Origin of the sequence: Haemophilus sputorum HK 2154, from assembly GCF_000287615.1 — a bacterium.
In the GTDB taxonomy this organism is placed as follows: Bacteria; Pseudomonadota; Gammaproteobacteria; order Enterobacterales; family Pasteurellaceae; genus Haemophilus_A; species Haemophilus_A sputorum.
The window spans coordinates 16,347-42,315 of record NZ_ALJP01000005.1 but is presented as its reverse complement, the minus strand read 5'-3'; the positions used below and the strand labels follow the sequence as shown (position 1 = coordinate 42,315).

30 protein-coding genes are annotated in these 25,969 nt (G+C 40.1%); 20 read left to right on the top strand and 10 right to left on the bottom strand.

The genetic code is table 11. The features are described 5' to 3' along the window. Positions 1-21 precede the first annotated feature (21 nt). A complete protein-coding gene (locus tag HMPREF1128_RS01430) occupies positions 22-630 on the bottom strand; it encodes a YigZ family protein (protein ID WP_007523477.1) in 609 nt (202 codons plus the stop codon). Positions 631-772: 142 nt separating this feature from the next. On the opposite strand from HMPREF1128_RS01430, the gene fmt reads away from it, so the two are divergent. The 17 genes from fmt to lipA all read left to right on the top strand — a co-directional run bounded on the left by fmt (position 773) and on the right by lipA (position 18,209). Continuing rightward, positions 773-1,726, top strand: a complete 954-nt coding sequence (gene fmt, locus HMPREF1128_RS01425; RefSeq protein WP_007523420.1) for a methionyl-tRNA formyltransferase — start codon at positions 773-775, stop codon at positions 1,724-1,726. Positions 1,727-1,741: 15 nt separating this feature from the next. After that, the gene (gene modF, locus HMPREF1128_RS01420; RefSeq protein WP_007523460.1) at positions 1,742-3,211 is read left to right on the top strand and encodes a molybdate ABC transporter ATP-binding protein ModF; all 1,470 of its coding nucleotides are present in this window, start codon (positions 1,742-1,744) and stop codon (positions 3,209-3,211) included. Further along, positions 3,204-4,019: an urease accessory protein UreD gene (locus HMPREF1128_RS01415; protein WP_007523525.1), complete on the top strand. Its 816-nt coding sequence runs from the start codon at positions 3,204-3,206 to the stop codon at positions 4,017-4,019. The genes modF and HMPREF1128_RS01415 overlap by 8 nt, the downstream gene beginning before the upstream one ends. Positions 4,020-4,099: 80 nt before the next feature. Beyond that, entirely contained in the window at positions 4,100-5,578 is a 1,479-nt protein-coding gene (locus HMPREF1128_RS01410) for a TrkH family potassium uptake protein (protein ID WP_010676264.1), read from the top strand. Positions 5,579-5,581: 3 nt separating this feature from the next. Continuing rightward, a complete protein-coding gene (gene hemG / locus HMPREF1128_RS01405; protein ID WP_007523559.1) occupies positions 5,582-6,109 on the top strand; it encodes a menaquinone-dependent protoporphyrinogen IX dehydrogenase in 528 nt (175 codons plus the stop codon). A gap of 89 nt (positions 6,110-6,198) precedes the next feature. After that, positions 6,199-6,591: a large-conductance mechanosensitive channel protein MscL gene (mscL, locus tag HMPREF1128_RS01400; protein WP_007523482.1), complete on the top strand. Its 393-nt coding sequence runs from the start codon at positions 6,199-6,201 to the stop codon at positions 6,589-6,591. 156 nt (positions 6,592-6,747) lie between these two features. Next, positions 6,748-9,366: a DNA mismatch repair protein MutS gene (mutS, locus tag HMPREF1128_RS01395; RefSeq protein ID WP_007523509.1), complete on the top strand. Its 2,619-nt coding sequence runs from the start codon at positions 6,748-6,750 to the stop codon at positions 9,364-9,366. Beyond that, the gene (locus tag HMPREF1128_RS01390; protein WP_007523447.1) at positions 9,363-9,923 is read left to right on the top strand and encodes a DUF1287 domain-containing protein; all 561 of its coding nucleotides are present in this window, start codon (positions 9,363-9,365) and stop codon (positions 9,921-9,923) included. Before mutS ends, HMPREF1128_RS01390 begins: the two co-directional genes overlap by 4 nt. Before the next feature lie 191 nt (positions 9,924-10,114). Beyond that, positions 10,115-10,429, top strand: coding sequence for a ribosome silencing factor (rsfS, locus tag HMPREF1128_RS10290; protein WP_007523568.1), 315 nt, complete (start codon positions 10,115-10,117; stop codon positions 10,427-10,429). Between the two features lie 3 nt (positions 10,430-10,432). Beyond that, on the top strand, positions 10,433-10,900 hold the full coding sequence (rlmH, locus tag HMPREF1128_RS10285; RefSeq protein ID WP_007523450.1) for a 23S rRNA (pseudouridine(1915)-N(3))-methyltransferase RlmH: 468 nt from the start codon (positions 10,433-10,435) through the stop codon (positions 10,898-10,900). 82 nt (positions 10,901-10,982) lie between these two features. Further along, entirely contained in the window at positions 10,983-12,869 is a 1,887-nt protein-coding gene (mrdA, locus tag HMPREF1128_RS01375) for a penicillin-binding protein 2 (protein ID WP_007523501.1), read from the top strand. Between the two features lie 73 nt (positions 12,870-12,942). Further along, on the top strand, positions 12,943-14,064 hold the full coding sequence (gene rodA, locus HMPREF1128_RS01370) for a rod shape-determining protein RodA (protein ID WP_007523531.1): 1,122 nt from the start codon (positions 12,943-12,945) through the stop codon (positions 14,062-14,064). A 147-nt stretch (positions 14,065-14,211) separates the two neighbouring features. Next, a complete protein-coding gene (locus tag HMPREF1128_RS01365) occupies positions 14,212-14,751 on the top strand; it encodes a septal ring lytic transglycosylase RlpA family protein (protein WP_007523417.1) in 540 nt (179 codons plus the stop codon). 113 nt (positions 14,752-14,864) lie between these two features. Continuing rightward, on the top strand, positions 14,865-16,043 hold the full coding sequence (locus HMPREF1128_RS01360) for a D-alanyl-D-alanine carboxypeptidase family protein (protein WP_007523487.1): 1,179 nt from the start codon (positions 14,865-14,867) through the stop codon (positions 16,041-16,043). 111 nt (positions 16,044-16,154) lie between these two features. After that, positions 16,155-16,448 carry a DUF493 family protein YbeD gene (gene ybeD / locus HMPREF1128_RS01355; protein ID WP_007523549.1) on the top strand — a complete coding sequence of 98 codons (294 nt, stop codon included), beginning with the start codon at positions 16,155-16,157 and terminating at the stop codon, positions 16,446-16,448. A gap of 104 nt (positions 16,449-16,552) precedes the next feature. Continuing rightward, the gene (gene lipB, locus HMPREF1128_RS01350) at positions 16,553-17,221 is read left to right on the top strand and encodes a lipoyl(octanoyl) transferase LipB (protein WP_007523438.1); all 669 of its coding nucleotides are present in this window, start codon (positions 16,553-16,555) and stop codon (positions 17,219-17,221) included. A 13-nt stretch (positions 17,222-17,234) separates the two neighbouring features. Further along, a complete protein-coding gene (gene lipA / locus HMPREF1128_RS01345; protein ID WP_007523428.1) occupies positions 17,235-18,209 on the top strand; it encodes a lipoyl synthase in 975 nt (324 codons plus the stop codon). A gap of 114 nt (positions 18,210-18,323) precedes the next feature. On the opposite strand, the gene HMPREF1128_RS01340 is transcribed toward lipA, so the two are convergent. From HMPREF1128_RS01340 to fkpA, 9 genes are all read right to left on the bottom strand, one after another. Continuing rightward, complete coding sequence (locus HMPREF1128_RS01340; RefSeq protein ID WP_007523569.1) at positions 18,324-18,728, bottom strand: hypothetical protein; 405 nt, start codon at positions 18,726-18,728, stop codon at positions 18,324-18,326. Between the two features lie 75 nt (positions 18,729-18,803). Further along, complete coding sequence (locus tag HMPREF1128_RS01335) at positions 18,804-19,139, bottom strand: hypothetical protein (protein ID WP_007523537.1); 336 nt, start codon at positions 19,137-19,139, stop codon at positions 18,804-18,806. A 37-nt stretch (positions 19,140-19,176) separates the two neighbouring features. After that, complete coding sequence (locus HMPREF1128_RS01330) at positions 19,177-19,839, bottom strand: hypothetical protein (protein ID WP_231287860.1); 663 nt, start codon at positions 19,837-19,839, stop codon at positions 19,177-19,179. A 250-nt stretch (positions 19,840-20,089) separates the two neighbouring features. Then, on the bottom strand, positions 20,090-20,800 hold the full coding sequence (locus HMPREF1128_RS01325; protein WP_007523456.1) for a hypothetical protein: 711 nt from the start codon (positions 20,798-20,800) through the stop codon (positions 20,090-20,092). Positions 20,801-20,969: 169 nt separating this feature from the next. Continuing rightward, positions 20,970-21,239: a DsrH/TusB family sulfur relay protein gene (locus HMPREF1128_RS01320; RefSeq protein ID WP_007523539.1), complete on the bottom strand. Its 270-nt coding sequence runs from the start codon at positions 21,237-21,239 to the stop codon at positions 20,970-20,972. Positions 21,240-21,251: 12 nt separating this feature from the next. Next, positions 21,252-21,620, bottom strand: a complete 369-nt coding sequence (gene tusC, locus HMPREF1128_RS01315) for a sulfurtransferase complex subunit TusC (RefSeq protein ID WP_007523489.1) — start codon at positions 21,618-21,620, stop codon at positions 21,252-21,254. Position 21,621: 1 nt separating this feature from the next. Next, a complete protein-coding gene (gene tusD / locus HMPREF1128_RS01310; RefSeq protein WP_007523563.1) occupies positions 21,622-21,996 on the bottom strand; it encodes a sulfurtransferase complex subunit TusD in 375 nt (124 codons plus the stop codon). Next, positions 21,996-22,655: a helix-turn-helix transcriptional regulator gene (locus tag HMPREF1128_RS01305; RefSeq protein ID WP_007523495.1), complete on the bottom strand. Its 660-nt coding sequence runs from the start codon at positions 22,653-22,655 to the stop codon at positions 21,996-21,998. The genes tusD and HMPREF1128_RS01305 overlap by 1 nt, the downstream gene beginning before the upstream one ends. Positions 22,656-22,728: 73 nt before the next feature. Further along, complete coding sequence (gene fkpA / locus HMPREF1128_RS01300) at positions 22,729-23,448, bottom strand: FKBP-type peptidyl-prolyl cis-trans isomerase (RefSeq protein ID WP_007523518.1); 720 nt, start codon at positions 23,446-23,448, stop codon at positions 22,729-22,731. Between the two features lie 83 nt (positions 23,449-23,531). Between fkpA and HMPREF1128_RS01295 the strand changes: the two genes are divergently transcribed. From HMPREF1128_RS01295 to rimO, 3 genes are all read left to right on the top strand, one after another. Further along, on the top strand, positions 23,532-23,744 hold the full coding sequence (locus HMPREF1128_RS01295) for a SlyX family protein (RefSeq protein ID WP_007523453.1): 213 nt from the start codon (positions 23,532-23,534) through the stop codon (positions 23,742-23,744). A 31-nt stretch (positions 23,745-23,775) separates the two neighbouring features. Continuing rightward, positions 23,776-24,468 (top strand): 5'-methylthioadenosine/S-adenosylhomocysteine nucleosidase, encoded by a 693-nt coding sequence (gene mtnN / locus HMPREF1128_RS01290; RefSeq protein ID WP_007523511.1) that lies wholly within the window; start codon positions 23,776-23,778, stop codon positions 24,466-24,468. 139 nt (positions 24,469-24,607) lie between these two features. After that, positions 24,608-25,942 carry a 30S ribosomal protein S12 methylthiotransferase RimO gene (gene rimO, locus HMPREF1128_RS01285; protein ID WP_007523491.1) on the top strand — a complete coding sequence of 445 codons (1,335 nt, stop codon included), beginning with the start codon at positions 24,608-24,610 and terminating at the stop codon, positions 25,940-25,942. Positions 25,943-25,969: the final 27 nt, after the last annotated feature.

Here is a 25,969-nt window from a genome sequence, read left to right as displayed (position 1 = left end):
AATTTTTAGTTTCAAGTGTTGCTATTTTTCTTTTTCAAGCTGTAAACTCCCCGAAAAGCGTTGAGTGAGTTGCGCTTGGATGGTTTCAATCTCTGCTGGATGAAGCGCTAAGGTGAGTTTTATTTGGTCAGTAAATTGCTGGTCTATCATCTCAACATCAAAGTGGCTTAATAGATGTGAGACTGTATTAAATTGTTCATAATTGCATCTTAAGTAATAAGTTGAACGTAATACTTTTCTTTGTTTTTTAACTGCTAATAAGGCTTGTTGTACCCCGCCACCGTAAGCCTTAACGAGTCCGCCTGTGCCTAGTAAAATCCCGCCATAATAACGCACGACGACCGCGGTAATTTCTCCTAAACCTGAACCCAGTAAATAATTGAGCATGGGTTTACCTGCGGTGCCTGCTGGCTCGCCATCGTCAGAAAACCCATATTGTTGTGAATCAGTTGGATGCCCTGCTACAGTCGCCCAACACCAATGTCGAGCATGAGGATGAAGCGCCTTCATTTCTTGCCAAAAAGCTTTGGCTTGTGCCATGTTTTCCGTATGGCGTAAATAAGTCAGAAAGCGACTTTTTTTGATCTCTTCTTCAAAAAGTACGTCTGATTTGGGGATAAAGTATTCCATAGGCGTTAGCAGTTATTCAGTTATCATTATGTGATTTTAGCAAAAAAATAGCAAAATCCGACCGCTTGTTGCGCCAAACATGGTCTTTTTTGCCCTAATCAGCTAAAATTTTGGCTATTCTTGCTTTGAAAATGGAACCATTATGTCAACACTCAATATTATTTTTGCCGGCACACCAGATTTTGCGGCACAACATTTACAAGCTTTATTAGACTCAGAACATCACGTGATTGCGGTTTACACTCAACCTGATAAGCCAGCAGGTCGCGGTAAAAAATTACAAGCCAGCCCAGTTAAACAACTGGCTGAACAACACCAAATTCCAGTTTATCAACCGAAATCTTTACGTAAAGAAGAAGCGCAAGCAGAGCTAAAAGCCTTAAATGCCGATGTGATGGTGGTGGTGGCTTATGGTTTGATTTTGCCACAAGCTGTATTAGAAGCACCTAAATATGGTTGTTTAAATGTGCATGGCTCGATTTTGCCTCATTGGCGAGGTGCGGCTCCTATTCAACGTGCAATTTGGGCAGGAGATCAACAAACCGGCGTGACAATTATGCAGATGGATGTGGGATTAGATACTGGCGATATGCTCCATAAAGTGACTACGCCTATTCTGCCAACTGAAACATCTGCTTCGCTTTATGCCAAGTTGGCTGAATTAGCGCCTCCTGTATTGCTTGAGGTCTTAAATGGTTTAGCTACCCAACAATTCAAACCAGAAAAACAAGATGAGTCTTTGGCAAATTACGCGGAAAAACTGACCAAAGAAGAAGCTAAATTAGACTGGACGCTTTCGGCAACACAACTTGAGCGTAATATTCGTGCTTTTAATCCCGCGCCTATTGCTTATTTAACAGTCAATGTGAATGGGGTTGAAGAGCGGGTAAAAATTTACCAAGCACAAGTGTTACCTCATCAAGAAAAAACAGCGGGAACGGTGCTTAATGTGAGTAAAAATGGGATTGAAATTGCAACGGCTGAAGGTGTGTTAAATATTACTCAGTTACAACCATCGGGCAAGAAACCGATGAGCGTTCAAGATTTTCTCAATGGGCGCGCAGACTGGTTTAAAGTCGGCGAAACTCTGGTTTAATGGAAAGGATATCTGATGACGTTAGCTATTGCGCAAGCACAGTTTGCCTTGAAGCAATCACAAAAACTCACGATTGAATCGCTAATTATTGAACCCAAACAGTTTTGGGCGGTAATTGGTGAAAATGGTTCAGGTAAAAGTGCGTTAGGTTTGGCATTAAGTAGCGAGCTTACTTGTATTGAAGGAAGTGTAGAATCCAACTTCCAACGTATCGCTTTGTTTTCATTTGAGCAACAGCAACGTATTCTTGCCAAAATTTTCCAAGATCGGAATAACGATAGTGTTTCGCCAGACGATTTTGGCTTAACTGCACGGCAAATTATCCTAAATGGTTGCGATAGTGTCCAATTGTGTGCGAAATATGCGGAAATTTTGCAAATTGAGGCATTATTAGAACGTCCGTTTATGCAGCTTTCAACGGGTGAAAGCCGTAAGGTGTTGTTTTGTCAAATGTTAGTCAGCCAGCCAGACTTGCTGATTTTAGATGAACCCTTTGAAGGGCTTGATGTGCAGTCTGTCGCGGCTTGGAAAACATTGTTAAACGAACTTGCAGCGGAAACCACAATTGTCTTGATTACCAATCGTCTTTCAGATTTGCCCGAGGCAGTTTCACATATTGCTTTATTAGATCAGCTTTCGCTTTCCCTGCAAGGCGAAAAAGCATGGGTGGAGCAACAAGCGGTCTATTTTCAGCGACAATTTGCAGAATCTCAGGCTTACGCCACACTTCCAGAAAGCATTACTCCACCGATTGTGCTTGATGGTAATCCGTTTGAATTGCGTAATGTGACGGTTAAATATGGCGATAAATTGATTTTAAATAACTTAAGTTGGACGGTAAAACCGCATCAACATTGGTGGATTAAAGGCGAAAATGGGGCGGGCAAGTCGACATTGTTGTCGTTGATTACCGGCGATCATCCACAAGGTTTTTCAAATGAGGTTTATTTGTTTGGACGAAAACGCGGCAGTGGCGAAACCATTTGGGAGATTAAGCAAAATCTAGGGTATGTAAGCAGCCAATTACATATGGATTATCGCGTAAATTGTTCAGCGTTAGCCGTAGTGGCTTCTGGCTTTTTTGATTCTATTGGGGTATATCAACAACTGCCTAGTAGCGTGCGCTTAAAAGCTTTGGAATGGCTTGCGTGTTTAGGGCTTTCGAATATGGCGGATAAGCCGTTTAGATCGTTATCTTGGGGTCAGCAACGCCTGTTACTCATTGCACGAGCCATGGTAAAACATCCGCCTATTTTAATTTTGGACGAACCTTTACATGGTTTGGATGGCGCTAATCGCACCATTGTAAAACAATTTATCGAACAGTTAATTAGCAAGAGCCAAACGCAGTTGTTGTTTGTGTCACACCAAGCTGAAGATGCGCCTAAAGGGCTAACGCATCTGTTTGAGTTTATTCCAACCGAACAGGGCTATCGTTATCAACAATCCTCTTTTAAAGAACAAGGCGAAAATTTTCATGAATAGCACGCTAACCCTTTCTACTAAATGTTCAACTAATGGTAAAACTCAGTTAGATGAGTATTTTGCTACCCCGCCTTTTAAAGTGATGACGGTGCCGGCTTATCAAGATGCGTGGCAAAACGGCTTGAACGCGATGCAAATGTCTTCCTCTCCCGGTTTGTTGGGCGGCGATAAATTAGATATTCGTCTTACGCTGGAGAAAAATACCTCGCTTTCTCTGGGAACGCAGGCATTCACGCGTGTGCAAGCGATGAATGAAGGTGAATTTGCAGAGCAACAGACACAGATTGAATTAGCTGAAGGGAGCCGCTTATTCTATTTGCCTCACCCACTTGTCTTGCATCGTGATGCTGCATTTAAGCAGGCAATCGAGGTACAGTTACGGGCAGATTGTGTGTTAATTTATGGCGAGATTGTGGCGATTGGCCGCGTGGCAAATAACGAGCGCTTTGCTTTTCGCGCGTTTTCTTCTCATTTAAATGTTCAGCTTTTGCAAAATGATGGCAAAATTCGACCGCTTGTGCGAGATTGTATTCAGTGGCACCCCGCTAATATGCCACTGACAGCATTAAGCCAAATGGAAGATTTTAGTCACCAAGGTTCTTTGATTTATCTGAATCTCACGCAAAATGCTCAAGAGATTAAACAGTGTGTTCAGCGCCTTCAAACGCAGCTGGTTGAGGATGAAACTCTATTAGCTGGTGTTTCCCAATTACATGAGGGCGGGCTGATTGTGCGGGTGCTTGGGCATAGAGCCGATACGATTGAGCAGTTATTTAAGCAAATCGGTGAACAACTCAAAGCGAACTAGCCAAACAAGCGGTAAGATTTTTTGAAAATTTTACCGCTTGTTGCTTTATAATGCCGCTATCAAATAAAAATGAGGTTATTGTGCAGTTTTTTACAATTGTCCGTATCGTTGGCGTGTTGGTCATGAGCTTTTCTGTGACCATGCTATTGCCGGCATTAGTGGCATTAATTTATGGCGATGGCGGAGGCCAAGAATTTTTACGCGCCTTTTTGTTGAATTTTTTAGTGGGTGCCTTTTTATGGTGGAGTTGTCGTGCGCATCATAAAGAGCTTCGCGCTCGCGAAGGCTTTTTAATTGTCGTTTTGTTCTGGATTGTATTAGGTGGTTTAGGGGCGGTACCTTTCATTTTACTTGAACACCCTGATCTCAATTTTTCTGAATCCGTATTTGAATCGTTCTCTGGCTTAACAACGACAGGCGGAACAGTCATTACCGGCTTAGATGAATTGCCGAAATCCATTCTGTTTTACCGCCAATTTTTACAATGGTTAGGCGGAATGGGGATCATCGTTTTAGCTATTGCAATTCTCCCAATGATCGGCTTGGGTAAACTCTACCGAGCCGAAATGCCAGGGCCGCTTAAAGATGAAAAAATGCGCCCGAGAATTGCTGAAACCGCCAAAATGCTTTGGCAAATCTATTTTTTACTGACGTTCTTATGTGCTGTGGCATTTTGGCTTGCCGGTATGAGCCCTTTTGATGCCATTTCTCATAGTTTCTCGACCATTTCGATTGGCGGATTTTCTACCCACGATGCGAGTATTGGCTATTTTGAAAGTTCAGCGATTAACTATATTGCGGTTTGTTTTTTGCTAATTTCGTCCATTAACTTCGGCTTGCACTATGCCTTGTTTAGTCGGTTAAGCGATCGCAAAATTGAACAAAAAGTGGGCGTCATCGGGCAGCTTTATTGGCAAGATTATGAGTTCCGCTCATTTGTGTTTATTCAGGTGACACTATTTGTCGTATGTGTTGCGGTGTTGATGTTGTATAACTACTATGGTGGTTTTTCGCTTACAGTAGAACAAGCAATGTTTGAGTCTGTTTCGATTTCAACTACTGCTGGTTTTTCGACAAGTGATTTCAGTGCATGGCCTTCTTTTTTGCCACTCTTATTAGTGTTAGCTTCTTTTATTGGTGGCTGTGCAGGTTCAACGGGTGGTGGTTTAAAAGTAATTCGCGTGTTATTACTGTATTTACAAGCTAACCGTGAAATTCACCGATTTGTTCACCCCAATTCAGTTAAACCGATAAAGCTTGGTAAACATATTTTCTCTGATCGCATTGAAGAGGGAATTTGGGCATTCTTCGCGGCTTACTTCTTTGTCTTTGTACTTTGCTGGTTTGCAGCCATTGCATGCGGAATGAGCATTTTTGATGCGTTTAATGCGGTATTGGCTTGCTTAAATAACTTAGGCACAGCATTAGGTAATGTGAGCGGAGGCTTTGCTCAAGTTCCGGATTCTGCCAAATGGGTATTAGTATTAGCCATGGTATGCGGACGTTTGGAAGTGTTTACCCTGTTAGTGATTTTAAGCCCTGTATTTTGGAAAGATTAACGAATGAAAACTTTAATTTTATATTTTACAACGGATGGACAAACGAAGTTGATCGCAGAGCGTTTGGCGCAACATATTACGCATGAAACGGAGCTTCGTTCATTGCGAGAACATGCAAATATGACGGATGAGCAACTTGCCGCATTTGATCAAATTGTGATTGGTGCTTCTGTTCGTTATGGACATTTTAATCCACTGGTTTATCAATTCATTGCTCAGCATTTTGCAATATTGAATCAAAAAACGACCGCTTTTTATGGGGTAAATTTGACGGCGCGTAAACCCAATCGACAAACTCCAGAATCAAATACATACATTCGTAAATTTTTGCAAAAAATTTTATGGCGACCAACGCATGTGGAAGTGATTGCCGGTGCGCTATTTTATCCTCGTTATAGTTGGTTCGACCGCACCATGATTCGCTTTATCATGAAATTAACTAAAGGCGAAACGGACATTACACGGGAATATGAATATACCGATTGGGCGCAAGTCGAGCGCTTTGCGCAAAGATTGAGTAAATTAAATTAAAGTCGCTACAAAAAGTTAACAACTCACGTATAATTCGCGCACTTCCTCGGCTTGTGGGGAATTTTTAAATTATTTAATAAGGATAAAACATGAGTCTTTTAAAAGAATTCCGTGAATTTGCGGTAAAAGGTAACGTAGTTGACATGGCTGTCGGTGTGATCATCGGTGGTGCATTCGGTAAAATTGTTTCTTCATTAGTAAGCGATGTTATTATGCCACCAATTGGTTGGATCATCGGCGGTGTTGATTTTAAAGATTTAGCTTTTGAAATTGCGCCTGCAAAAGAAGGCGCTGAAGCAGTAATGTTAAAATACGGTGCATTTATCCAAAACGTATTTGATTTCTTAATTATCGCAATTGCTGTATTCGGTATGGTAAAAATCATTAACTCACTGAAAAAAGCACCAGCGCCAGAAGCAGCGCCAGAGCCAACAGCTGAAGAAAAATTATTAACTGAAATCCGTGATTTATTAAAAAAATAATCAAGGCTGAATAAGAAAAGCGAATCATTGAAAAATGGTTCGCTTTTTTTGTTATCTGAAAGTGAATGGAATATGAAACCTACTTTTATCTAAACTGCATTTACCCACAGAATTTGTTAAAATGCGTTTTCCTTTTATGACCACATTCCACAAATTATGAGCCAAGCAGACCTTTCTAATCATACCCCAATGATGCAGCAATATTTACAATTAAAAGCGCAACATCCGGATATTTTATTATTCTACCGAATGGGCGATTTTTATGAATTGTTTTATGACGATGCGAAAAGAGCAGCCGTATTATTAGACATTTCGTTAACTAAGCGTGGAGCATCTGCTGGTGAGCCTATTCCGATGGCGGGTGTTCCTTATCATGCCGTGGAAGGTTATTTAGCAAAATTAGTCGCACTAGGCGAAAGCGTGGCAATTTGTGAGCAAATTGGCGATCCAGCTGCTGCAAAAGGCCCGGTTGAGCGTAAAGTCGTTCGGATTGTGACACCAGGAACAGTAAGTGATGAAGCCTTGCTGCCAGAGCGTCAGGATAACTTAGTTGCAGCCATTTATGAGCAAAAAGGCGTATTTGCACTGGCGACTTTAGATATGACTTCTGGGCGTTTTTTAATGACTGAATTGCCGAGTAAAGAAGCAGTCAGCGCGGAATTACAGCGTTTAATGCCGGCTGAAATTCTTTATCCCGAAGATTTTGCACACTCACAAATTCTTAATAATTATAAAGGGTTGCGCCGTCGTCCCGTTTGGGAGTTTGAGTTAGTCACAGCGAAAACCTTGCTTAACCGACAATTTGGTACGCAAAGTTTGGAAGGATTTGGGGTTGAGCAAGCGGAAGTTGGATTATGTGCGGCTGGTTGTGTATTGCATTATGCTCAAGAAACGCAACGAACCGCGTTGCCTCATGTGCAAAGTATTCAGTTACAGCAAAATAGTGAAACAGTTTTATTAGATGCTGCAACTCGCCGAAATCTAGAACTGACTCAAAATCTAGCCGGTGGAACAGAAGCTACTTTGGCGGCAGTATTAGACAAATGCGTGACGCCAATGGGCAGCCGTTTACTGAAACGTTGGATTCATCAGCCTATTCGTGACTTAAATAAACTACAAAAACGCCAAGATGTTATTGCAACATTACAAGAAAGTGGGCTTATTGAGTCGTTGCAACCTTGCTTACAACAGGTTGGGGATATGGAGCGAATTTTAGCTCGAGTAGCATTACGTTCTGCTCGACCGCGTGATTTAACGCGTTTGCGTACGGCATTGGCGCAAATTCCAATTTTGGTAAATTATGCCCAAAATCAGACCGCTTGTTTAGTACAAACGATGGCACAGTTAGCCGATTTTAGTGAGTTGCAATCGTTGCTTGAGCGAGCAATTATTGATAACCCACCTCAACTGATTCGCGATGGCGGTGTGATCGCTGAAGGTTATCATGCCGAACTAGATGAATGGCGCCAGCTTTCGGCAGGAGCAACCCAATATTTAGAACAATTAGAAATTCGTGAACGGGAGTCTACGGGGATTGATACGCTAAAAATTGGTTTCAATGCCGTGCATGGTTATTACATTCAGATTAGCCAAGGACAAGCGCATAAAGCACCGATTCACTATGTTCGTCGTCAAACGCTGAAAAATGCTGAACGTTATATTATTCCTGAGCTAAAAACGTATGAAGATAAAGTCCTGAAAGCAAAAGGGGCTTCATTAGCACTAGAAAAACAACTTTATGATGCACTGTTTGATGCCATTATGCCGCATTTAGCTGAATTACAGCTAGCGGCAATGGTGTTGGCTGAGTTGGATGTGCTCACGAATTTAGCAGAACGCGCGCAAACCTTGAATTATGTGCGCCCAATGTTTAGCCCACAACGTGGTGTGCAAATTAAGGGCGGTCGCCATCCTGTAGTAGAACAGATGATTTCTGATCCTTTTATTGCTAACCCAGTGTATTTGAATGCGCAGCGCCATCTTCTGATAGTCACAGGGCCGAATATGGGCGGGAAAAGTACGTATATGCGCCAAATTGCATTGATTTGCTTAATGGCTTATATCGGTAGTTTTGTGCCGGCTGAATCGGCTGAAATTGGCATGTTAGATCGGATTTTTACCCGAATTGGTGCAAGTGATGATTTAGCTTCTGGCCGTTCGACCTTTATGGTGGAAATGACCGAAATGGCGAATATTCTGCATCAGGCAACTGCGCAAAGTTTAGTGTTGATTGATGAAATTGGCCGTGGCACTTCAACGTATGATGGGCTTTCATTAGCCTGGGCGTGTGCAGAATGGTTAGCGAAGAAAACGCAGTCATTAACGTTATTTGCAACGCATTATTTTGAATTAACAAGCCTTCCAAGCCAATTAAAAGGTGTGGCAAATGTGCATTTGGATGCACGTGAGCATAACGATACCATTGTCTTCATGCATAGCGTACAAGAAGGGGCTGCGAGTAAAAGTTATGGATTAGCGGTCGCTGCACTTGCAGGCGTGCCTAAACCTGTCATTACGATGGCAAAACAGCGTTTAGCGCATTTGGAAGAACTTTCAGCGCAAACGCGTAATGTTAATGATAGCCCTCAGGCAGATTTATTATTTGCAGAACCAATTTCGCAAAACTCAGCAGAAATTTCACCGCTTGCAGAAGTCAAATTGCCTGAAGAAAGTCCACTTGAAAAGGCGTTAGCAGAAATAGAACCAGATGAGCTGACTCCGCGCCAAGCGCTTGAAGCTTTGTATCAACTTAAAAAAATATTGAAATCAAAATGAAAAAATTTCTCATTGTAGTGGCATTCCTGATAAATCCAGCAAGCGCGACTGAGTTTGCCAAGTTAATCAGTGATGCGCGCCAGCAAATTGGCGTAACCTTAGGTTATGATCCAAATTATCGGCAAATTGATTATCCAATGGGGGATGTACCACCGCAAACTGGTGTTTGTACAGATGTTGTGATTCGAGCTTATCGTGGGCAAAATAAAGATTTACAACAGCTAGTTCACCAAGATATGAAACAAGCTTGGGCAAAATATCCAAAAATCTGGGGACTGAAAAGTACAGATCGTAATATTGACCATCGCAGAGTACCTAATCTTGAAACTTTCTTCCAGCGACATGGAAAAACGCTTTCATTGACAGATAAAGCAAGTTTTAAAGCGGGTGATATAGTCACTTGGCGTCTTTCACCTAAAGCGTTGCCGCATATTGGCATTTTATCGGATAAAACCAATGCCGAAGGTGTGCCGTTAGTGATTCATAATATAGGGCGCGGAACCCGTGAGGAAGATATGTTATTCAAATACCCGATTGTTGGGCATTTTCGTTATTAGGAACAAGCGGTCGAATTATGTAAAAGTTTTGCAAAATTCGACCGCTTATTTTTTTATCCCCTTGAAATTATGGTAGAATTTCCCACTTTATCGCCTTTTTGTTAAAGGTGTTCTTTAACATGGTTTTGGGATAATACAGGAGCAAGTGCTTTTCCCAAAAACATGCTAAATAGACATAATCGGAATTGATAATGGAACAAAACTTAGTCGAATTTTTAACGAAAACTTTAGATGATTTAAAAGCGCAAGATATTCTTGCCATTGATGTTCGTGGTAAATCAAGCATTACAGATGCCATGATTATTGCAACAGGAACTTCAGTGCGCCATGTGGCTTCAACAGCAGAACGTTTAGCGACAGAAGCAAAACAAGCTGGATTTGAAGTGTTTGGTGATGAAGGAAAAGCGGTTGCTGATTGGATTGTAGTCGATTTCGGTCAGGCGATTGTACATATCTTGCAAGCCGATGCTCGCCAGATGTATCAATTAGAAAAACTTTGGGCGTAATGAATGAAAATTCAGCTGATTGCCGTTGGGACTAAAATGCCTGATTGGGTGAAAACAGGATTCGAAGAGTATCAACGCCGTTTTCCGAAAGATATGCCCTTTGAGTTGGTTGAAATTCCAGCGGGTAAGCGCGGTAAAAATGCAGATATAAAGCGCATTTTAGAACTAGAGGGTAAAGCGATGCTTGCCGCTGCTGGTAAAGGCAAAATTGTCACACTAGATATTCCTGGCAAGCCTTGGACAACGGTGCAATTGGCTCAGCAGCTAGAAGGTTGGAAAAATGATGGACGAGATGTCTGTTTGTTGATTGGTGGGCCAGAAGGGCTTTCGCCAGAATGTAAAGCAGCTGCTGAACAAAGTTGGTCAATTTCAGCGTTGACATTACCTCACCCTTTAGTTCGGGTTGTTGTGGCTGAAAGCTTATATCGTGCTTGGTCGCTTTCAACGAATCATCCATATCACCGTGAATAAAGTGTTTGGTTTTACTTTTTACTTATATATTTAACCTACAAGCGGTGAATATTAAATACCATTTTGCAAATTTGAGAGCATTATGTTTGGGAAACTAGGAAAATTTACCTCAACAAAACCGAGAGAATCGGTACGAAACGCGCAAGCAGAGAGTAATCTGTATGCGCGGCGTGCGGTTATCGCTTTTTTCGGTGTGCTAGTGCTTACCTGTATTTTGATTGCCAACGCTTATAATTTGCAGGTGGTACACTTTGAAGATTATCAAACTCGCTCAAATGGTAACCGTATTAAATTACTACCAGTTCCTCCAACACGGGGGTTAATTTACGACCGTAATGGTAAGGTGCTGGCAGAGAATATTACCTATTTTGGTCTTTATATTGTCCCAGAAAAAACGGAAAATCTTGAAGAAACCTTGCAAGAATTAAAAACGGTGGTCGGGCTGACTGATGAGGAAATTGAAGCTTATCGGAAAGAGAAAAAGCGCACTTCTCGCTATACGCCGATTTTGCTTAAAGGCAACTTATCCGAAGAGCAAATGGCGACGTTTGCGGTAAATCAGTATCGCTTTCCAAGTTTAGATGTTCAAGCGTACTACAAGCGTAATTATCCATACGGCGAAACGCTAACGCATATTCTGGGATATGTTGCGAAAATTAACGATAAAGATAAGAAAAAGCTTGAAGAGGAAGGTAAATTCGGTAATTACGCAGGTTCTCATGATATTGGAAAATTAGGTATCGAAAAATATTATGAAGATCAATTGCATGGTGAAACGGGCTTTGAAGAGGTTGAAATTAACAACCGTGGCAAGGTGATTCGTAAATTACGCGATCAGCCAGGGGTTGCCGGCAGTTCTATTCGCTTAACGATTGATGTGGAATTGCAACAATTTATTCAAGAACTATTAGGGCCTCAAAAAGGTTCAGTTGTGGTGTTAGATCCTCGCGATAGCAGTATATTAGCGATGGTAACTAACCCAAGCTATGATAATAATCTGTTTGTAGGCGGCGTTTCAGGCAAAGATTACAAGCGTTTATTAGACGACCCTGCTCACCCGCTTTATAGCCGAGCCACTCAAGGCACTTATCCTCCTGCATCTACCGTAAAACCGTTTTATGCGGTAATGGGCTTGGCTGAAGGCAAAATCACAACGAATACAACCATTTTTGACCCTGGTTTTTGGATTCTACCTGGTACAACACAACGTTATCGTGACTGGAAACGTGGCGGGCATGGTTCAACCAATCTTAATAAAGCGATTGTAGAATCTTCAGATACTTATTTCTACCAGCTCGCTTACGATACAGGGATTGATAAGATGTCGGAATGGATGACCAAATTTGGTTTTGGGCAGAAAACGGGCATTGATATTTATGAAGAGTCTGCAGGGGTTTATCCGAATAAAGAGTGGAAATTTAAAAAATATAAACGCGCATGGGTACAAGGCGATACGATTCCGGTTGGTATCGGTCAAGGCTATTGGATTGCGACACCTTTACAGTTAACTAAAGCATTGTCTGTGTTGATTAACAATGGGCGCGTGAACACGCCTCATTTAATGATGGAAGTAATCAGCAGTAACAAAACTGAGCCTTATCGTGATCCGCTGTTATATGAAGATATTAAAGGCGTTCCTGAGCGTTACTGGAATGCGGCAAAATTAGGCATGTATAATGTAGTCAATGCAGGTAATGGTACCGGTAAAAAAGCAGCGGGTTCGTTTTATCGTGCGGCTGGTAAGAGTGGTACTGCACAGGTATTTAACTTAAAAGGTGGCAAATATAATAAAAATGCCATTAAAAAAGAGTTGCAAGACCATGCATGGTTTATCAGTTATGCCCCTTTTGAAGAGCCGAAAGTGGCCGTTGCCGTGATTCTTGAAAATGCAGGGGGCGGTGGTGCAAATGCAGCCCCAGTTGCGAAAAGGGTGATGGATTTTGCATTAAGCAAAACATTAAAAATATAGGTAGAAGCTTTGCCAGAGCAACATTTGCAACAAAATGAAGAAAATCAACCGCTTGTAGAAGAGGCTCAGCCACATGAGTAAAGGTATCAGAAAATTATTTTGGAAGGTGTTTTCGCTAGATGTTTGGCTGCTTATCGGCTTGCTAGCTGTGACCGGTTACGGCTTAATCGTGCTATATAGTGCAAGTGGTGGCAGTGAAAAAATGTTCACCAACCGTATTGTGCAAGTGACATTAGGACTAGGCTTAATGTTCTTTATGGCTATGATTCCCCCACGTTTTTATCAGAAAGTGGCGCCTTATTTATACCTAGTGTGTATTGTGATGCTTATTTTAGTGGATGTGATGGGCGAAATTAGTAAAGGGGCACAACGCTGGCTCAATCTGGGGTTTATTCGCTTTCAGCCTTCTGAAATCGCCAAACTTTCTGTACCACTGATGGTGGCAACTTACTTAGGAAATCGTTCGTTGCCACCAAGCTTTAAAGACACCATTATTGCATTAGGCATTATTGTTTTTCCTACATTGTTAGTAGCGGCTCAACCAGATTTAGGAACATCAATCCTTGTGTGTGCAGCAGGGTTGTTTGTGCTATTTTTAGGCGGGCTTAGTTGGAAGTTGATTTCTGCAGGCGTGGTCTTTTTAGCCGGCTTTATTCCGATAATGTGGTTCTTTTTGATGCACGATTATCAAAAAACGCGCGTTATGACCTTGCTTGACCCAGAGAAAGACCCTTTAGGCGCGGGTTATCATATTATTCAATCTAAAATTGCAATTGGTTCAGGTGGTATGTATGGCAAAGGCTGGATGGCGGGCACGCAATCTCAACTTGAATTTTTACCTGAACCTCATACCGATTTTATCTTTGCGGTATTAAGTGAAGAGCACGGTCTGATTGGTATGCTGATTTTATTAGCAATTTATTTGTTCATTATCGGACGTGGTTTATTGATTGGTTCCAAGCTTGATAATGCCTTCGGGCGCTTGCTTTCAGGCGGAACTGCATTGTTATTTTTTGTCTATGTTTTTGTAAACATTGGAATGGTTAGTGGTATTTTACCCGTAGTTGGTGTACCCTTACCGCTGTTTAGCTATGGGGGAACGTCTTATGTGACGTTAATGGCGGCTTTTGGTCTAGTGATGTCGGCTTATGTACATCGCAAACGAGCCAATAGCAACAACCCTTATAATAAATAGGGCGTAAGTCCTGAACTTTTGCTTTTTTGCGGTATCAAAAAGCACATACAAGAGCAGTTGTCTATCAAAAGATAAACAGCCAACCATTTAGTTTCTAAATGGGCATACACATCGTTACACAGTACGATATCTAAATGAGGAACACTTATGCGATTAAGTAAAATGGTAACCCTGTTGTTAGCTGGATTCTTAACATTCGGATCATTGAATTCTGTTGCAGCAACCAAACACGCAAAAGCGCCAATTGTGAAGAAGCTAGATGCTTCTAAAAAGAAAAAAGCACAAGCGGTCAAATCTTCAAAAACTTTTGCAAAAAAAGTAAAAAAGAAAACATCTGTAAAAAATAAACATAAGCAAATGGCTAGCCAGCATTTTCAATCAGGTACGGCAAGTTATTACGCAGATGAATTCAACGGGCGTCGCACTGCAAATGGTGAACGTTTCAGTAACGCTGCAATGACAGCCGCACATAAAACATTGCCTTTTGGCACTTTGGTCGAAGTGACGAATATGCGTAATGGTAAATCTGTTGTGGTACGCGTAAATGATCGCGGGCCTTATTCTCATGCTCGAGTGATTGATTTATCAAAAACGGCGGCTCGCCAATTAGGTATGCATCATACTGGTACAGCTAAAGTAAAATTAGCAGTATTGAATAAAAACAAAAGAGAACTGGAAGACAGTTAATTCTCTTTTTGTTGATACGCAATTGAATAAAAAAGGGGTTGTCGAAGATTCGGCAAGCCCTTGATTAGTTTGTCTTATCAAGAATTTTAATTAAATCATTGGATGAATGTGAAATGAAAAAAACATTAATGAAGTCACTAAGCCTTTGCGCGTTAGTATTTTCCCCGTTTACGTTAGCAGATACCAATACAGATTACGGTATTGCGGCACCACAATTAAATGCACAAACCTATATTTTGATGGATTACAACTCTGGTGCCGTGTTGGCAAGTTTAAATCCAGATCAACGCCAATATCCGGCGTCATTAACTAAAATGATGACTAGCTATGTTGTGGGTGATGCACTTAAAACCGGTAAAATTAAAAATAGTGATATGGTCACTGTGACAGAAAATTCTTGGGCACAAAAATTCCCAGGTTCTTCATTGATGTTTTTAGATTTAAACACCCAAGTTTCTGTGTCTGATTTAATGAAAGGTTTGATTATTGTTTCAGGTAACGATGCTGCCGTTGCGTTAGCGGAACATACATCTGGCTCACAGCAAGCCTTTATTGAACAAATGAATAAATTTGCACAACAATTTGGCTTGAAAAACACTTATTTCACGACAGTTCATGGTTTAGATGATCCAAACCAATATTCTTCAGCGCGTGATATGGCGATTATTGGTGTACATGTTATTCGTGACCAACCAGAAGAATATAAAATTTACGCAGAAAAAGAGTTTAAATATAACATTAAAAAACCACAGCCGAACCGTAACGGTTTATTGTGGGATAAAACTATCAACGTAGATGGCATGAAAACCGGCCACACTAATAACGCAGGTTATAATTTAGTGGCTTCAGCAACCAATTCTAACACGCGCTTAATTTCGGTTGTAATGGGTGTGCCAACTTTCAAAGGTCGTGAAGTAGAAAGTAAAAAACTATTACAATGGGGATTTGCAAACTTTGAAACAGTAAAATCTTTAGCAGCAGGTCAGCCGGTTAAAGAAGAAACTGTTTATTACGGTGATGCAAATAAAGTGAAACTAGGTTCGGTTAACGACAGTTTTGTTACAGTGCCTAAAGGTAAAGCGGGTGAATTAAAAGCGCGTTATGAGTTAACAGGTGGAAATCTTGAGGCGCCATTAACTAAAGGACAAACGGTTGGTAAGGTAATTTATCAATTAGATGGTAAAGATATTGCTAGCAACGACTTACAAGTGTTAGATAATGTTGAAGAGGCTGGCATTTTCGGTAAAGCATGGGACTGGATTGCATTAACCATCAAAGGCTTATTTGACTAAACCTTGTTAAATTAAATTTTGCCCTTATATAGGTGCTATGCAAGCGGTCTGATTTGCAAAAAAATTGCAAATTCGACCGCTTTATACAATCAAGCGAAGGAGAGAGAAATAATGCAAAAAAATATTAACCTACAAGATTTACCACAACAAAAATTAAGAGATTTATTAGAGTTTCCGTGTGATTTTACGTTTAAAGTAATGGGCGTTCATCGTGAGGGATTAGTTGAAGATATTGTCTCTGTAGCTCAAGTTCATGTAAAAGGTGATTATTTACCTCGTGAACAACGTAGTTCAAAAGGCACATATAATTCAGTTTCTATCGACATTTTGGCAGAAAATATTGAGCAAATTGAAACCTTATATGAAGAATTAGCCAAAATTGAAGGCGTGAGAATGGTGTTATAAACAACCCATTTCTTCCGCGTAATGAAGGACGTGTTGCACACGTCCTTTTAGTTTAAATTATCTTAAGTAAGATACAATTTTCACTTCCAAACCTATCTATCCCTATGAATACAAAACTCATTATCCGCCAGTTGGGGACGCAACCCTATGAAGAAATTTGGCATAAAATGCAAAGCTTTACTGATGAACGTGATGAAAATACGCTAGATGAAATCTGGTTAGTACAACATCCTGCCGTATTTACACAAGGTTCAGCCGGGAAGCCTGAGCATTTACTTATGCGCAGTAATATTCCAGTAGTGCAAAGCGATCGTGGTGGGCAGATTACTTATCATGGTGAAGGGCAGCAAGTGATGTATGTGCTATTGGATATCAAACGTTTAAAAGCACAAGGTAAAGAGATTTCTGTGCGAGATTTAGTCACCGCGTTAGAACAATCTGTTGTAAAAACTTTGGCGGATTATGGAGTTGAAAGTTATCCAAAAGCTGATGCACCTGGCGTTTATGTTGATGGGCGGAAAATTTGTTCATTAGGGCTCCGCATCCGTAAAGGCTGTTCTTTCCATGGATTAGCGTTGAATATCAACATGGATTTATCGCCGTTTCATCAAATCAATCCATGCGGCTATGCAGGGCTAGAAATGTGCCAATTAAGTGAGCTGATTGGGCAAAGCGATCTAACTTGCGATGATGTCTCCCCTAAATTGGTTGCTCACTTTTGTGCGAGCTTAGGCTATAATAACCAACAAATTATTAACAAAATCGAAGAGTAGGATAAAGAATTTAATGACCACAGCAAAAATGGCGCCGTTTAAAATGGAAAAGGGCGTGAAATATCGTGATGCTGCAAAAACCTCTGTTATTCAGGTGCGCAACATCGACCCTGATCAAGAGTTGCTTCAAAAACCAAGCTGGATGAAAATCAAACTTCCAGCAAATTCTGCCAAAATTGATAGCATTAAAAATGGTATGCGTCGTCATGGATTACATTCTGTCTGTGAAGAGGCATCTTGTCCGAACTTGCATGAATGTTTTCATCACGGTACTGCAACATTCATGATTATGGGCGCGATTTGTACCCGTCGTTGTCCATTCTGTGATGTAGCACATGGTAAACCGTTACCACTTGATCCAGATGAACCGCGTAAAGTGGCTGAAACAGTACAAGATATGAAACTTAAATATGTGGTAATCACTTCAGTTGACCGTGATGATTTACCCGATCGTGGTGCGGCACATTTTTCTGCAACCGTTAGAGAAATTAAAAAGCTTAACCCAAATTGTAAAGTAGAAATTTTGGTGCCAGATTTCCGTGGGCGTGTAGAACAAGCAGTGGCAATCTTAAAAGAAAATCCACCTGATGTGTTTAACCACAACTTAGAAAATGTACCACGTTTATATCGTGAAGTTCGTCCTGGTGCAGATTATAAGTGGTCGTTAGAACTGCTTAAAATCTTCAAAGAAGAATTTCCAGGTATTCCAACTAAATCAGGCTTAATGGTCGGTTTAGGGGAAACCAATGAAGAAATATTAGAAGTAATGCAAGATTTACGTGATCATGGTGTAACAATGCTTACTATCGGGCAATATTTACAACCAAGTCGTCACCACTTAAGAGTAGAACGTTATGTTCCACCTGAAGAGTTCGATATGTTCCGTGAAGCCGCTGAGAAAATGGGCTTTGAACACGCGGCTTGTGGTCCATTTGTTCGTTCTTCTTACCATGCGGATTTGCAAGCTAGCGGTGGCTTAGTTAAATAGCGAGATTATACTAGCAACACAAAGTAAAAAAGCCTGAGTCATTGATACTCAGGCTTTTTGTTACATAATACTTTTGTGAGCGGAAGAGTTTATGCTTACTGATTTTAAGCTAAATTATTCCTTTGAGTCTTGGGCGGCAAAATAACGATTTGCTGGAGGATTAAAAAGTAAGAGTAATAATACGGCTTGTAGAACCCATTGGAAAATAATTTTGGATTGCTCATAGTATTCGATATATAAAAGCATTGAACCAATAGAAGCCGCTGCATATAAAACAGCTAACCAGCGTGAAAGTTTGGTCCCAGAGAGTACACCGGTGGCAATGAAAATAGGTAATGCAACAAGGATGACTGACAGGATGACAGAAAGCAATGGCGGTAAAAATGGATAAGCTTCCGATAAATTACTGAGAAATTCATCAGGCGTGTAGATTGCAAAACCTATAAAGGTCACGCAGCTTAGCGCGGTCAGAATAAAATAAAGAATACTTGCGATAGTGACAGAAATAGGGCGTTTCATAAATATCTTTAGTTGAGGTAAGCTGAAAAATATTCGGCAATCTGACCGATGCGATGAGATTGCCGAATGTTTGGATTACTCGTCTTTTTCAAAGTAAGAGTGTTTAACCTGTACCGGTACAATCACAAAATAGGCAAAAATAACACCAAGGATTGGGCCAAAATATGGCGTATGATCTGACATATTTACGCCAAACATAAAAAGAACGACAGTTAATAGGCAAAATAAAACCATGAAAATAGCAAGCTGTTTCCAAATATCTTTAAATACAGCACCTAAAGCCGGTTTGTGATATTTAATTTTTTTCTGACAAGATGGACATTGTTTAACACCTGCAAGTCCTTTAATGAGTGTACCTTTAACTGGTGCATTGCAATGAGGACAAGGTAGTTCAGGATTAAATTTGTTCATGGTAAGCTTCCTTTTTTCTTTGAGTTGAATTTAAAAATTAGTTTACAGCGTATTTATCGGCGATTTTCACAATCGCATCTTCAATGGCTTTATTTCCTGCCCCGATATTTTCTGAGATACGCTCAATTCTTAATTCTAGTTCTTTATCAAAATCTGTTGATTTGCTATTTAGAATAGTTTCTTGATTTTCTGCAATAACTTTCATCATTTTATAAAGCGTGTCATAAACTGTAACTGTACGATCCATAATCGCTTTGATTTCTGGGTCTTGAAAGTTTTGCGAAGTAATCAGTTGTTTGTATTTATCTGTTGCCGTCGCTAATTTAGCGGAAACTTCCAACATTTTGGTTTCCACTTCTTTTACTTGGCTTTTCGTAATGGTGGTTTGGTTACCTAAATTATTAATTTCAAATCCTAGTCTTTCAATTTTAGTAGCTTCTGGACTTTCAAAAATCGAAAAGGCTTTATCTAATTCGTTAGTGGCTGTTTGGGATTTTTTATCTGAGATAGCAATCGGTGCCGCTAGTGCTTGGTCAACTTCGGGAAGTGCATTTAGAATTTCATCATATTTTGATATGGATGAAGTTGAAGATGCAGATGCAGTTGTTTTATTACTTGCATTGTTTTCTTTATCGCCACAAGCGGTCAAAAAAACAGAGGCAAGTGCAACTGTTCCTAGTTTTTTTAAGGTGTTCATCATTGTTCCTTACTATGATTGTTAATTTTAAGCTATATATTCATTGGCTGATGTTGTTTGCGTTTTACTATCAACAGGTGAGGTCATGTTAAAAGTTGTTTTATTCTCCGTTTTGTAATAGTGCCAAACGGAGAATAAAAGGAGCATGATTAAACTCACTAGAAGCCTAATAGCGATATCTTTTCCGATCTTTTTTAGAACAGCTATCGAAAAGAAAGGAGCATCACGATAATCAAGCTCGCGTTTTTTTCGCTTATTGTGAGTATTTTTGGTTGAGTTTGTTATACGCATCTAGAAAAACTTTTTGTGCTGCGCGGAAATTCTTTTGTAACGCAAGATTTCTTTCATTGTATTCTTTGACGAACGCATTATCAGCTTTATCTTTTCCTAAATTATTTAGAAACTCACTATTTTCTCCAATAACAATCATTAAACTGTTAACTAACTTAGTATTGATAATATGCTGCTCGATTAAGCTCTTAACTTCTGGGTCTTGAATGTTAAGTGCAGCAATGTCTTGCTCATATTTATCAAAAAGTTCTTTAGCTTGTTTAACTGCCGCAAAGAATTCTGCTTTTTTAGCTTCATCATCTACAGAAATACGTTGACGAGCAAAAGATTGTAATTTGTTAGAGACTTTTTTAAGTTCGCCAGAGCGCTCTTTATCAAAGAAATCATTCAGTTTTTTTAGGTCTTTTGCGCCAGTAGCAGATTTTTGGTCTGAAATTGCGATAGGTTCTTCTAATTTAGGTTCAGGTTGCGGGATAGCTTTTAATACGGCTTCATGTTTTTCGGAAAGGGCTGGAGCTGCTTTTTCAACTTTTTTCTCAACTTGTTGAACTTGTGCTGTAGGTGTTTGGCTTTCCGTTGCCGTTGCATTTTCTGCTTTGCTATCGGAATCACCACATCCGGCTAAAACAGAAGAGGCGATCACGATCATGCTTAGTTTGTTTAATGCTTTCATAGAAACTCCTTCTAAATAGTATGAAATGTCAAAAACGTCAACAACAGCTGTTGTCTATAGATAGGTGATAAATGCTGATTGTCTTCACCCTATACCAAAGGGTGACAATATAATTAAAAGAAAGTTCCGCGTAAAAATAATGAAATTTGTCAAATTTTGTAAATTCTAATTAAAACGCAATCTGAGGAGAATAGTACTCAGTGAGTGTTACTACTTCATGAAGTTCAACTTCAGGGAGTGTGTTCATGTCTGTTAATCCGCGAGCATGCAGATCTTCGCTTAAAACATAAGTGCGGACATTTGCAAAACATTCAGCATTTTTGACCGCTTGTAATACCCCATCTTGCCATAATAATGCAATATCATTTTCATCAAATTGCGCGAGCGTTTGGGTTAGCCAAGCTAGATCGTAATTGGCTTTGGAAAAAGTATAAAGCATGGTTTCTTCCCTCTAGAAAGTCAGCACTTTTGCGGCACTTTTAAGTTTTTCAATCAATTCAGCGCGTGGTTGAAGTTTTGCATGTTTAAGTGAAAATGTTGAGCTTTCTAGCCCGCGTTCTTTGACGGATTCTTGGCAGACATAGCATTCATTTAATTCATAAAGTTCGAGCAGTTTGAATGTGGCAAGATGGTTTTTCTGCAAGATGCCCACTGGAGTGGCTCCTTCTAACAAATTAAATACACCATCATCTAAAAAAAGAATGAGGATATCGTCTTCATCACAAAATGCACTGGCAGCGAGCAGCGCGTCTAAGCCTTCACGGCTGGTTGCTGTACCAAATGGAGGTTGAGTAAATAAAAATGCAAGTTGATATTTCATATTAAAAAGTCAGTAGTCTTTCAGCGGTTAATACTGCTTGGGAAAATTCACCTAAACCCGCAAGCACAAAACCTTCGGCAAGATTAGCAGTTTTATTCGCGCTTGTTTTTTCATCGACTACGCCTCGACGTTGGGCAGCCGCAATACAAAGATGCAAAGACAAGCGGTGTGATTTTGCTAAATTTTGCCAATGTTCAACCAAGTTAATTTCATCGCTGGCGGGAGAAACCAAAGCATTGCCGTGGCTTACGCCTTCTTGAAAAAAGAACACCTGCCGAATTTGATGCCCCTTGGCTAACAAGGCTTCAGCCATCTGAAATGCAAGCGTTGCAGCTTGGCTGTTAATAGGTGATTTTATGGCTAAAACATAATCCATCACTCTTCCCCTTGCTTGATTTGTCGTATGTAGAGATAAACCGTATGGCGGGAAATGTTTAACCGTTCAGCCACTTGATTGATCGCTTCTTTAATGTCGAAAATGCCTTTTTCAAATAGTGACAATACAATTTGGCGGTTTTTGTTATGGTTAGCGATACGGCGATCGTTCATCACTTCAATAATACTATTTTCAATGGTTTGCGCGACCAATTCTTCTACTGAGCCACCAAAACTTGTGTTAGTTTCTGCTTCATGAATACTTGGCATAAATGCGCTAAGAAATTGAGCTGCTGGCACATTTAAATTCATATTCAGACATAAAAAACCAATCACGTGTTGTTTGCTGTTACGAATTGCGATGGTAACGGATTTCATCAGTGGCTCGCCGTTAGCGGTGCGAATAAAATAGGGTTGGCTTACGCTATCGGTACGCATATGATGCAGTGAATGTAGCGCGTGATCAGTTAAGGGGGAACCTATTTTTCGGTCACTATTTTGTCCATTTACCACATAAATTGCGGAGTTTTCTAAAAACTCTAAAGAGTGCAAAACAACTTCGCACTGCTCACCAAGCAGTGCGGCAATTCCGTCTGCAATTGGAAAGTAAGAGGCAAGGATAGCGTGATCTTCTTCACTAAAAGCAATAAATTTTGTCATATTGGATAAAAGCAAGCGGTCGGAATTTGCAAAAACTTTGCAAAAATCGACCGCTTGTTAGTCTAGTTCGTGATTATTTAGCGTCGCTATGGAAATCTAATAATTCGATATCGAACACTAAGGTTGAGTTTGGTGGAATTTTACCAGCTGCGCGGCTGCCATAACCTTGTTCAGGTGGCACAACGATTTGCATTTTTCCGCCTTTTTTCAACATTGGAATCGCTTCTTTCCATGCTGGAATGAGGTTATCTAATTTAAACTCAATAGGTTGACCACGATCGTATGAACTATCAAAAACAGAACCATCTACAAGGGTACCTTTATAGTGTACTTTTACGGTATCACTTAAAGTTGGAGAACTGCCTTCGCCTAAGCTTTCGATTTTATAAAGTACACCGTTAGCAGTTTTCTTCACGCCATCTTTTTTGGCATAATCTGCGCGGAATTTATCGCCCGCTTCAATGGTGCCTTTATTTTTTTCAGCTAAAATCTTTTCTTCTTGAGCTGAAAGGTAAGTATCTAGCGATTTTAATTGTTTTTGCAAATCTTCATCGGTTAATTTACCGGTTTTTTTCAAGGTGTCTTTTACACCATCTAAAATTTTGTCTTGGTTGTAGGTGAAAACGTCTTTTTGTGATTCCATTACACCTTCAATATTTTTACCCATCAATACGCCTACTGCGTAAGATGAATCATCAATAAATTGTTTGTCAGCTTTTTCTGCCGCCATTGCGCCGCTACTTAATAATGTACCTAAAAGTAGCGCAGTCAAAGTTTGTTTGGTTTTTAACATAGGGTTTCCTTATAAAATACTGTTAAGCATCTTCGATATAGGGTAAAGTGTCTTTTCGCTTAAGACAACCTTTTTATGAAAAAATGCAAGAATTATTAAGCAGAATTGCTGAATTAGAGATGAAAGTTGCCTTTCAAGAACAAACTATTGAGGAATTAAACCAAGCTTTAGTTGACCAACAATTTGCATTAGACAAATTGCAGGTGCAGTTGCGTCATTTCGCTGAAAAGTTTAAAGGGCTGGCGGTAAGTAATGTTGCTTCACAAGCAGAAGAAACGCCTCCGCCACATTATTAGAGAAACAATAACAAAAAAAGAGGATAAAATAATGAAAATTGGAATTATTGGTGCAATGGCACAAGAAGTTGAAATTTTAAGCCAACTGATGATGGAACCTAAAGTGACAGAAATTGCTGGCTGTAAGATTTATGAAGGCAAAATTAATAACAAAGATGTCGCATTATTACAATCGGGTATTGGGAAAGTTGCTGCGGCGATTGGGACAACATTATTATTAGAAATGACGAAACCCGATGTCGTCATTAACACCGGGTCTGCTGGCGGATTAGCCACAAATTTAAATGTGGGTGATTTGGTTATTTCAACCGAAGTTCGCCATCATGATGTAGATGTGACCGCATTTGGTTATGAAATTGGTCAGCTTCCAGCCAATCCAGCGGCATTTATTCCCAATGAACAATTAGTGATGTTAGCGCAGCAAGAAGCAGAAAAATTAGGCTTTCATGCAGAATCTGGCCTGATTGCGAGTGGAGATTTATTCGTTAACGGTAATGAAGCGATTTCAAAAATTCGCGCAAACTTCCCTGCTATTGTGGCAGTAGAAATGGAAGCGGCAGCAATCGCCCAAGTTTGCCATGCTTTTGATGTGCCGTTTGTGGTAGTGCGTGCAGTTTCTGATGTGGCAGATAAAACTTCACATCTCTCATTTGATGAATTTTTACCGTTAGCCGCGAAGCAATCTTCAGAAGTTGTGTTGAGTATGTTAAATAAATTGGGTTGATTCAGATAAATTTACAAATCTTTAAATGAAATTAACCGCTTGTTATCGCTTATTGATGCCGAATTCTGTAAAATTCGGCATTATTTTTAGCCTCAGTTTCTGAGGCGCTTTTCTATTTAAGTGATTTCCGAGATATTTTATGACCGCTTCGCCAAATATTGGTTTTATTAGTCTAGGTTGCCCGAAAAACCTAGTTGATTCTGAACGTATTTTAACTGAGCTACGTGCAGACGGGTATAACATCATCCCAAGTTATGAGGATGCTGATTTAGTTATTGTGAATACTTGTGGTTTTATTGATAGTGCAGTGCAAGAATCATTAGAAACCATTGGTGAGGCGTTAGATGCTAATGGCAAAGTAATTGTAACCGGTTGTCTAGGGGCAAAAGAAAACCAAATTCGTGAAGTGCATCCTAAAGTATTGGAAATTACTGGCCCACACAGTTATGAGGCCGTGATGGCGCATGTGCATAAATATGTCCCTAAGCCAGAATATAATCCCTATGTGAATTTGGTGCCGAAACAAGGCGTAAAATTAACACCAAAACATTACGCTTATTTGAAAATTTCAGAAGGCTGCGATCACCGTTGTACCTTCTGTATTATTCCATCAATGCGGGGTGATTTAGAAAGCCGTTCGATCGTACAAGTACTCGATGAAGCAAAACGTTTAGTCGATGCAGGTGTTAAAGAGCTTTTAGTGGTTTCACAAGACACTTCCGCCTATTCAATGGACTTAAAACGCAAAGAATCAGGCAGTAAAACGGTGTTCTGGAATGGGATGCCGATTAAAAATGATTTAATGACACTATGCGAAAAATTAGGCACTTTAGGCATTTGGATTCGTTTACATTATGTTTATCCTTATCCGCACGTTGATGATTTAATTCCACTGATGGCGCAAGGAAAAATTCTGCCCTATTTGGATATTCCGCTTCAGCACGCAAGTCCAAAAATCTTAAAAGCAATGAAACGCCCTGGCTCGGTAGAGAGAGTTTTAGAGCGCATTAAAAAATGGCGTGAGATTTGCCCTGAATTAACATTACGTTCAACTTTTATCGTAGGCTTCCCTGGAGAAACAGAAGAAGATTTCCAAATGTTATTGGACTTCTTAAAAGAAGCGCAGTTAGATCGTGTAGGGTGTTTTAAATTTAGTCCGGTAGAAGGTGCGCCTGCAACTGAGATGGCAGACCAGGTGCCAGAAGAGATAAAAGAGGAACGTTTCCATCGCTTTATGCAACTTCAACAAGAAATTTCTAGTGCACGATTACAGCAAAAAATCGGTAAAACTTTAGCGGTAATTGTCGATGAAATTGATGAAGAAGGAATTATTGGCCGCTCAATGGCAGATGCACCAGAAATTGATGGTGTAGTTTATGTTGATAATCTCTCAGAGATGGCTGTTAAGGTTGGAGATGTCATTTCAGTGAAAATTCACCAAGCAGATGAATATGATCTTTGGGGAACTTGTTAGTTTTATTTAAGGAAAAGGGAATAGACA

Excerpts from the sequence above, each read along its gene's own strand:
- HMPREF1128_RS01320 (WP_007523539.1), bottom strand. The coding sequence starts at position 21,239 with ATGCTTTATACTTTTTCCAAAGCCAATTACGATCTAGCTTGGCTAACC.
- lipA (WP_007523428.1), top strand. The coding sequence starts at position 17,235 with ATGACCACAGCAAAAATGGCGCCGTTTAAAATGGAAAAGGGCGTGAAA.
- mrdA (WP_007523501.1), top strand. The coding sequence starts at position 10,983 with ATGTTTGGGAAACTAGGAAAATTTACCTCAACAAAACCGAGAGAATCG.
- lipB (WP_007523438.1), top strand. The coding sequence starts at position 16,553 with ATGAATACAAAACTCATTATCCGCCAGTTGGGGACGCAACCCTATGAA.
- rodA (WP_007523531.1), top strand. The coding sequence starts at position 12,943 with ATGAGTAAAGGTATCAGAAAATTATTTTGGAAGGTGTTTTCGCTAGAT.
- fkpA (WP_007523518.1), bottom strand. The coding sequence starts at position 23,448 with ATGTTAAAAACCAAACAAACTTTGACTGCGCTACTTTTAGGTACATTA.
- HMPREF1128_RS01295 (WP_007523453.1), top strand. The coding sequence starts at position 23,532 with ATGCAAGAATTATTAAGCAGAATTGCTGAATTAGAGATGAAAGTTGCC.
- HMPREF1128_RS01305 (WP_007523495.1), bottom strand. The coding sequence starts at position 22,655 with ATGACAAAATTTATTGCTTTTAGTGAAGAAGATCACGCTATCCTTGCC.
- HMPREF1128_RS01330 (WP_231287860.1), bottom strand. The coding sequence starts at position 19,839 with ATGATGAACACCTTAAAAAAACTAGGAACAGTTGCACTTGCCTCTGTT.
- HMPREF1128_RS01325 (WP_007523456.1), bottom strand. The coding sequence starts at position 20,800 with ATGAAAGCATTAAACAAACTAAGCATGATCGTGATCGCCTCTTCTGTT.
- rlmH (WP_007523450.1), top strand. The coding sequence starts at position 10,433 with ATGAAAATTCAGCTGATTGCCGTTGGGACTAAAATGCCTGATTGGGTG.
- rimO (WP_007523491.1), top strand. The coding sequence starts at position 24,608 with ATGACCGCTTCGCCAAATATTGGTTTTATTAGTCTAGGTTGCCCGAAA.
- mutS (WP_007523509.1), top strand. The coding sequence starts at position 6,748 with ATGAGCCAAGCAGACCTTTCTAATCATACCCCAATGATGCAGCAATAT.
- HMPREF1128_RS01430 (WP_007523477.1), bottom strand. The coding sequence starts at position 630 with ATGGAATACTTTATCCCCAAATCAGACGTACTTTTTGAAGAAGAGATC.
- mscL (WP_007523482.1), top strand. The coding sequence starts at position 6,199 with ATGAGTCTTTTAAAAGAATTCCGTGAATTTGCGGTAAAAGGTAACGTA.
- hemG (WP_007523559.1), top strand. The coding sequence starts at position 5,582 with ATGAAAACTTTAATTTTATATTTTACAACGGATGGACAAACGAAGTTG.
- tusD (WP_007523563.1), bottom strand. The coding sequence starts at position 21,996 with ATGGATTATGTTTTAGCCATAAAATCACCTATTAACAGCCAAGCTGCA.
- tusC (WP_007523489.1), bottom strand. The coding sequence starts at position 21,620 with ATGAAATATCAACTTGCATTTTTATTTACTCAACCTCCATTTGGTACA.
- modF (WP_007523460.1), top strand. The coding sequence starts at position 1,742 with ATGACGTTAGCTATTGCGCAAGCACAGTTTGCCTTGAAGCAATCACAA.
- ybeD (WP_007523549.1), top strand. The coding sequence starts at position 16,155 with ATGCAAAAAAATATTAACCTACAAGATTTACCACAACAAAAATTAAGA.
- HMPREF1128_RS01415 (WP_007523525.1), top strand. The coding sequence starts at position 3,204 with ATGAATAGCACGCTAACCCTTTCTACTAAATGTTCAACTAATGGTAAA.
- rsfS (WP_007523568.1), top strand. The coding sequence starts at position 10,115 with ATGGAACAAAACTTAGTCGAATTTTTAACGAAAACTTTAGATGATTTA.
- HMPREF1128_RS01365 (WP_007523417.1), top strand. The coding sequence starts at position 14,212 with ATGCGATTAAGTAAAATGGTAACCCTGTTGTTAGCTGGATTCTTAACA.
- mtnN (WP_007523511.1), top strand. The coding sequence starts at position 23,776 with ATGAAAATTGGAATTATTGGTGCAATGGCACAAGAAGTTGAAATTTTA.
- HMPREF1128_RS01360 (WP_007523487.1), top strand. The coding sequence starts at position 14,865 with ATGAAAAAAACATTAATGAAGTCACTAAGCCTTTGCGCGTTAGTATTT.
- HMPREF1128_RS01340 (WP_007523569.1), bottom strand. The coding sequence starts at position 18,728 with ATGAAACGCCCTATTTCTGTCACTATCGCAAGTATTCTTTATTTTATT.
- HMPREF1128_RS01390 (WP_007523447.1), top strand. The coding sequence starts at position 9,363 with ATGAAAAAATTTCTCATTGTAGTGGCATTCCTGATAAATCCAGCAAGC.
- HMPREF1128_RS01335 (WP_007523537.1), bottom strand. The coding sequence starts at position 19,139 with ATGAACAAATTTAATCCTGAACTACCTTGTCCTCATTGCAATGCACCA.
- fmt (WP_007523420.1), top strand. The coding sequence starts at position 773 with ATGTCAACACTCAATATTATTTTTGCCGGCACACCAGATTTTGCGGCA.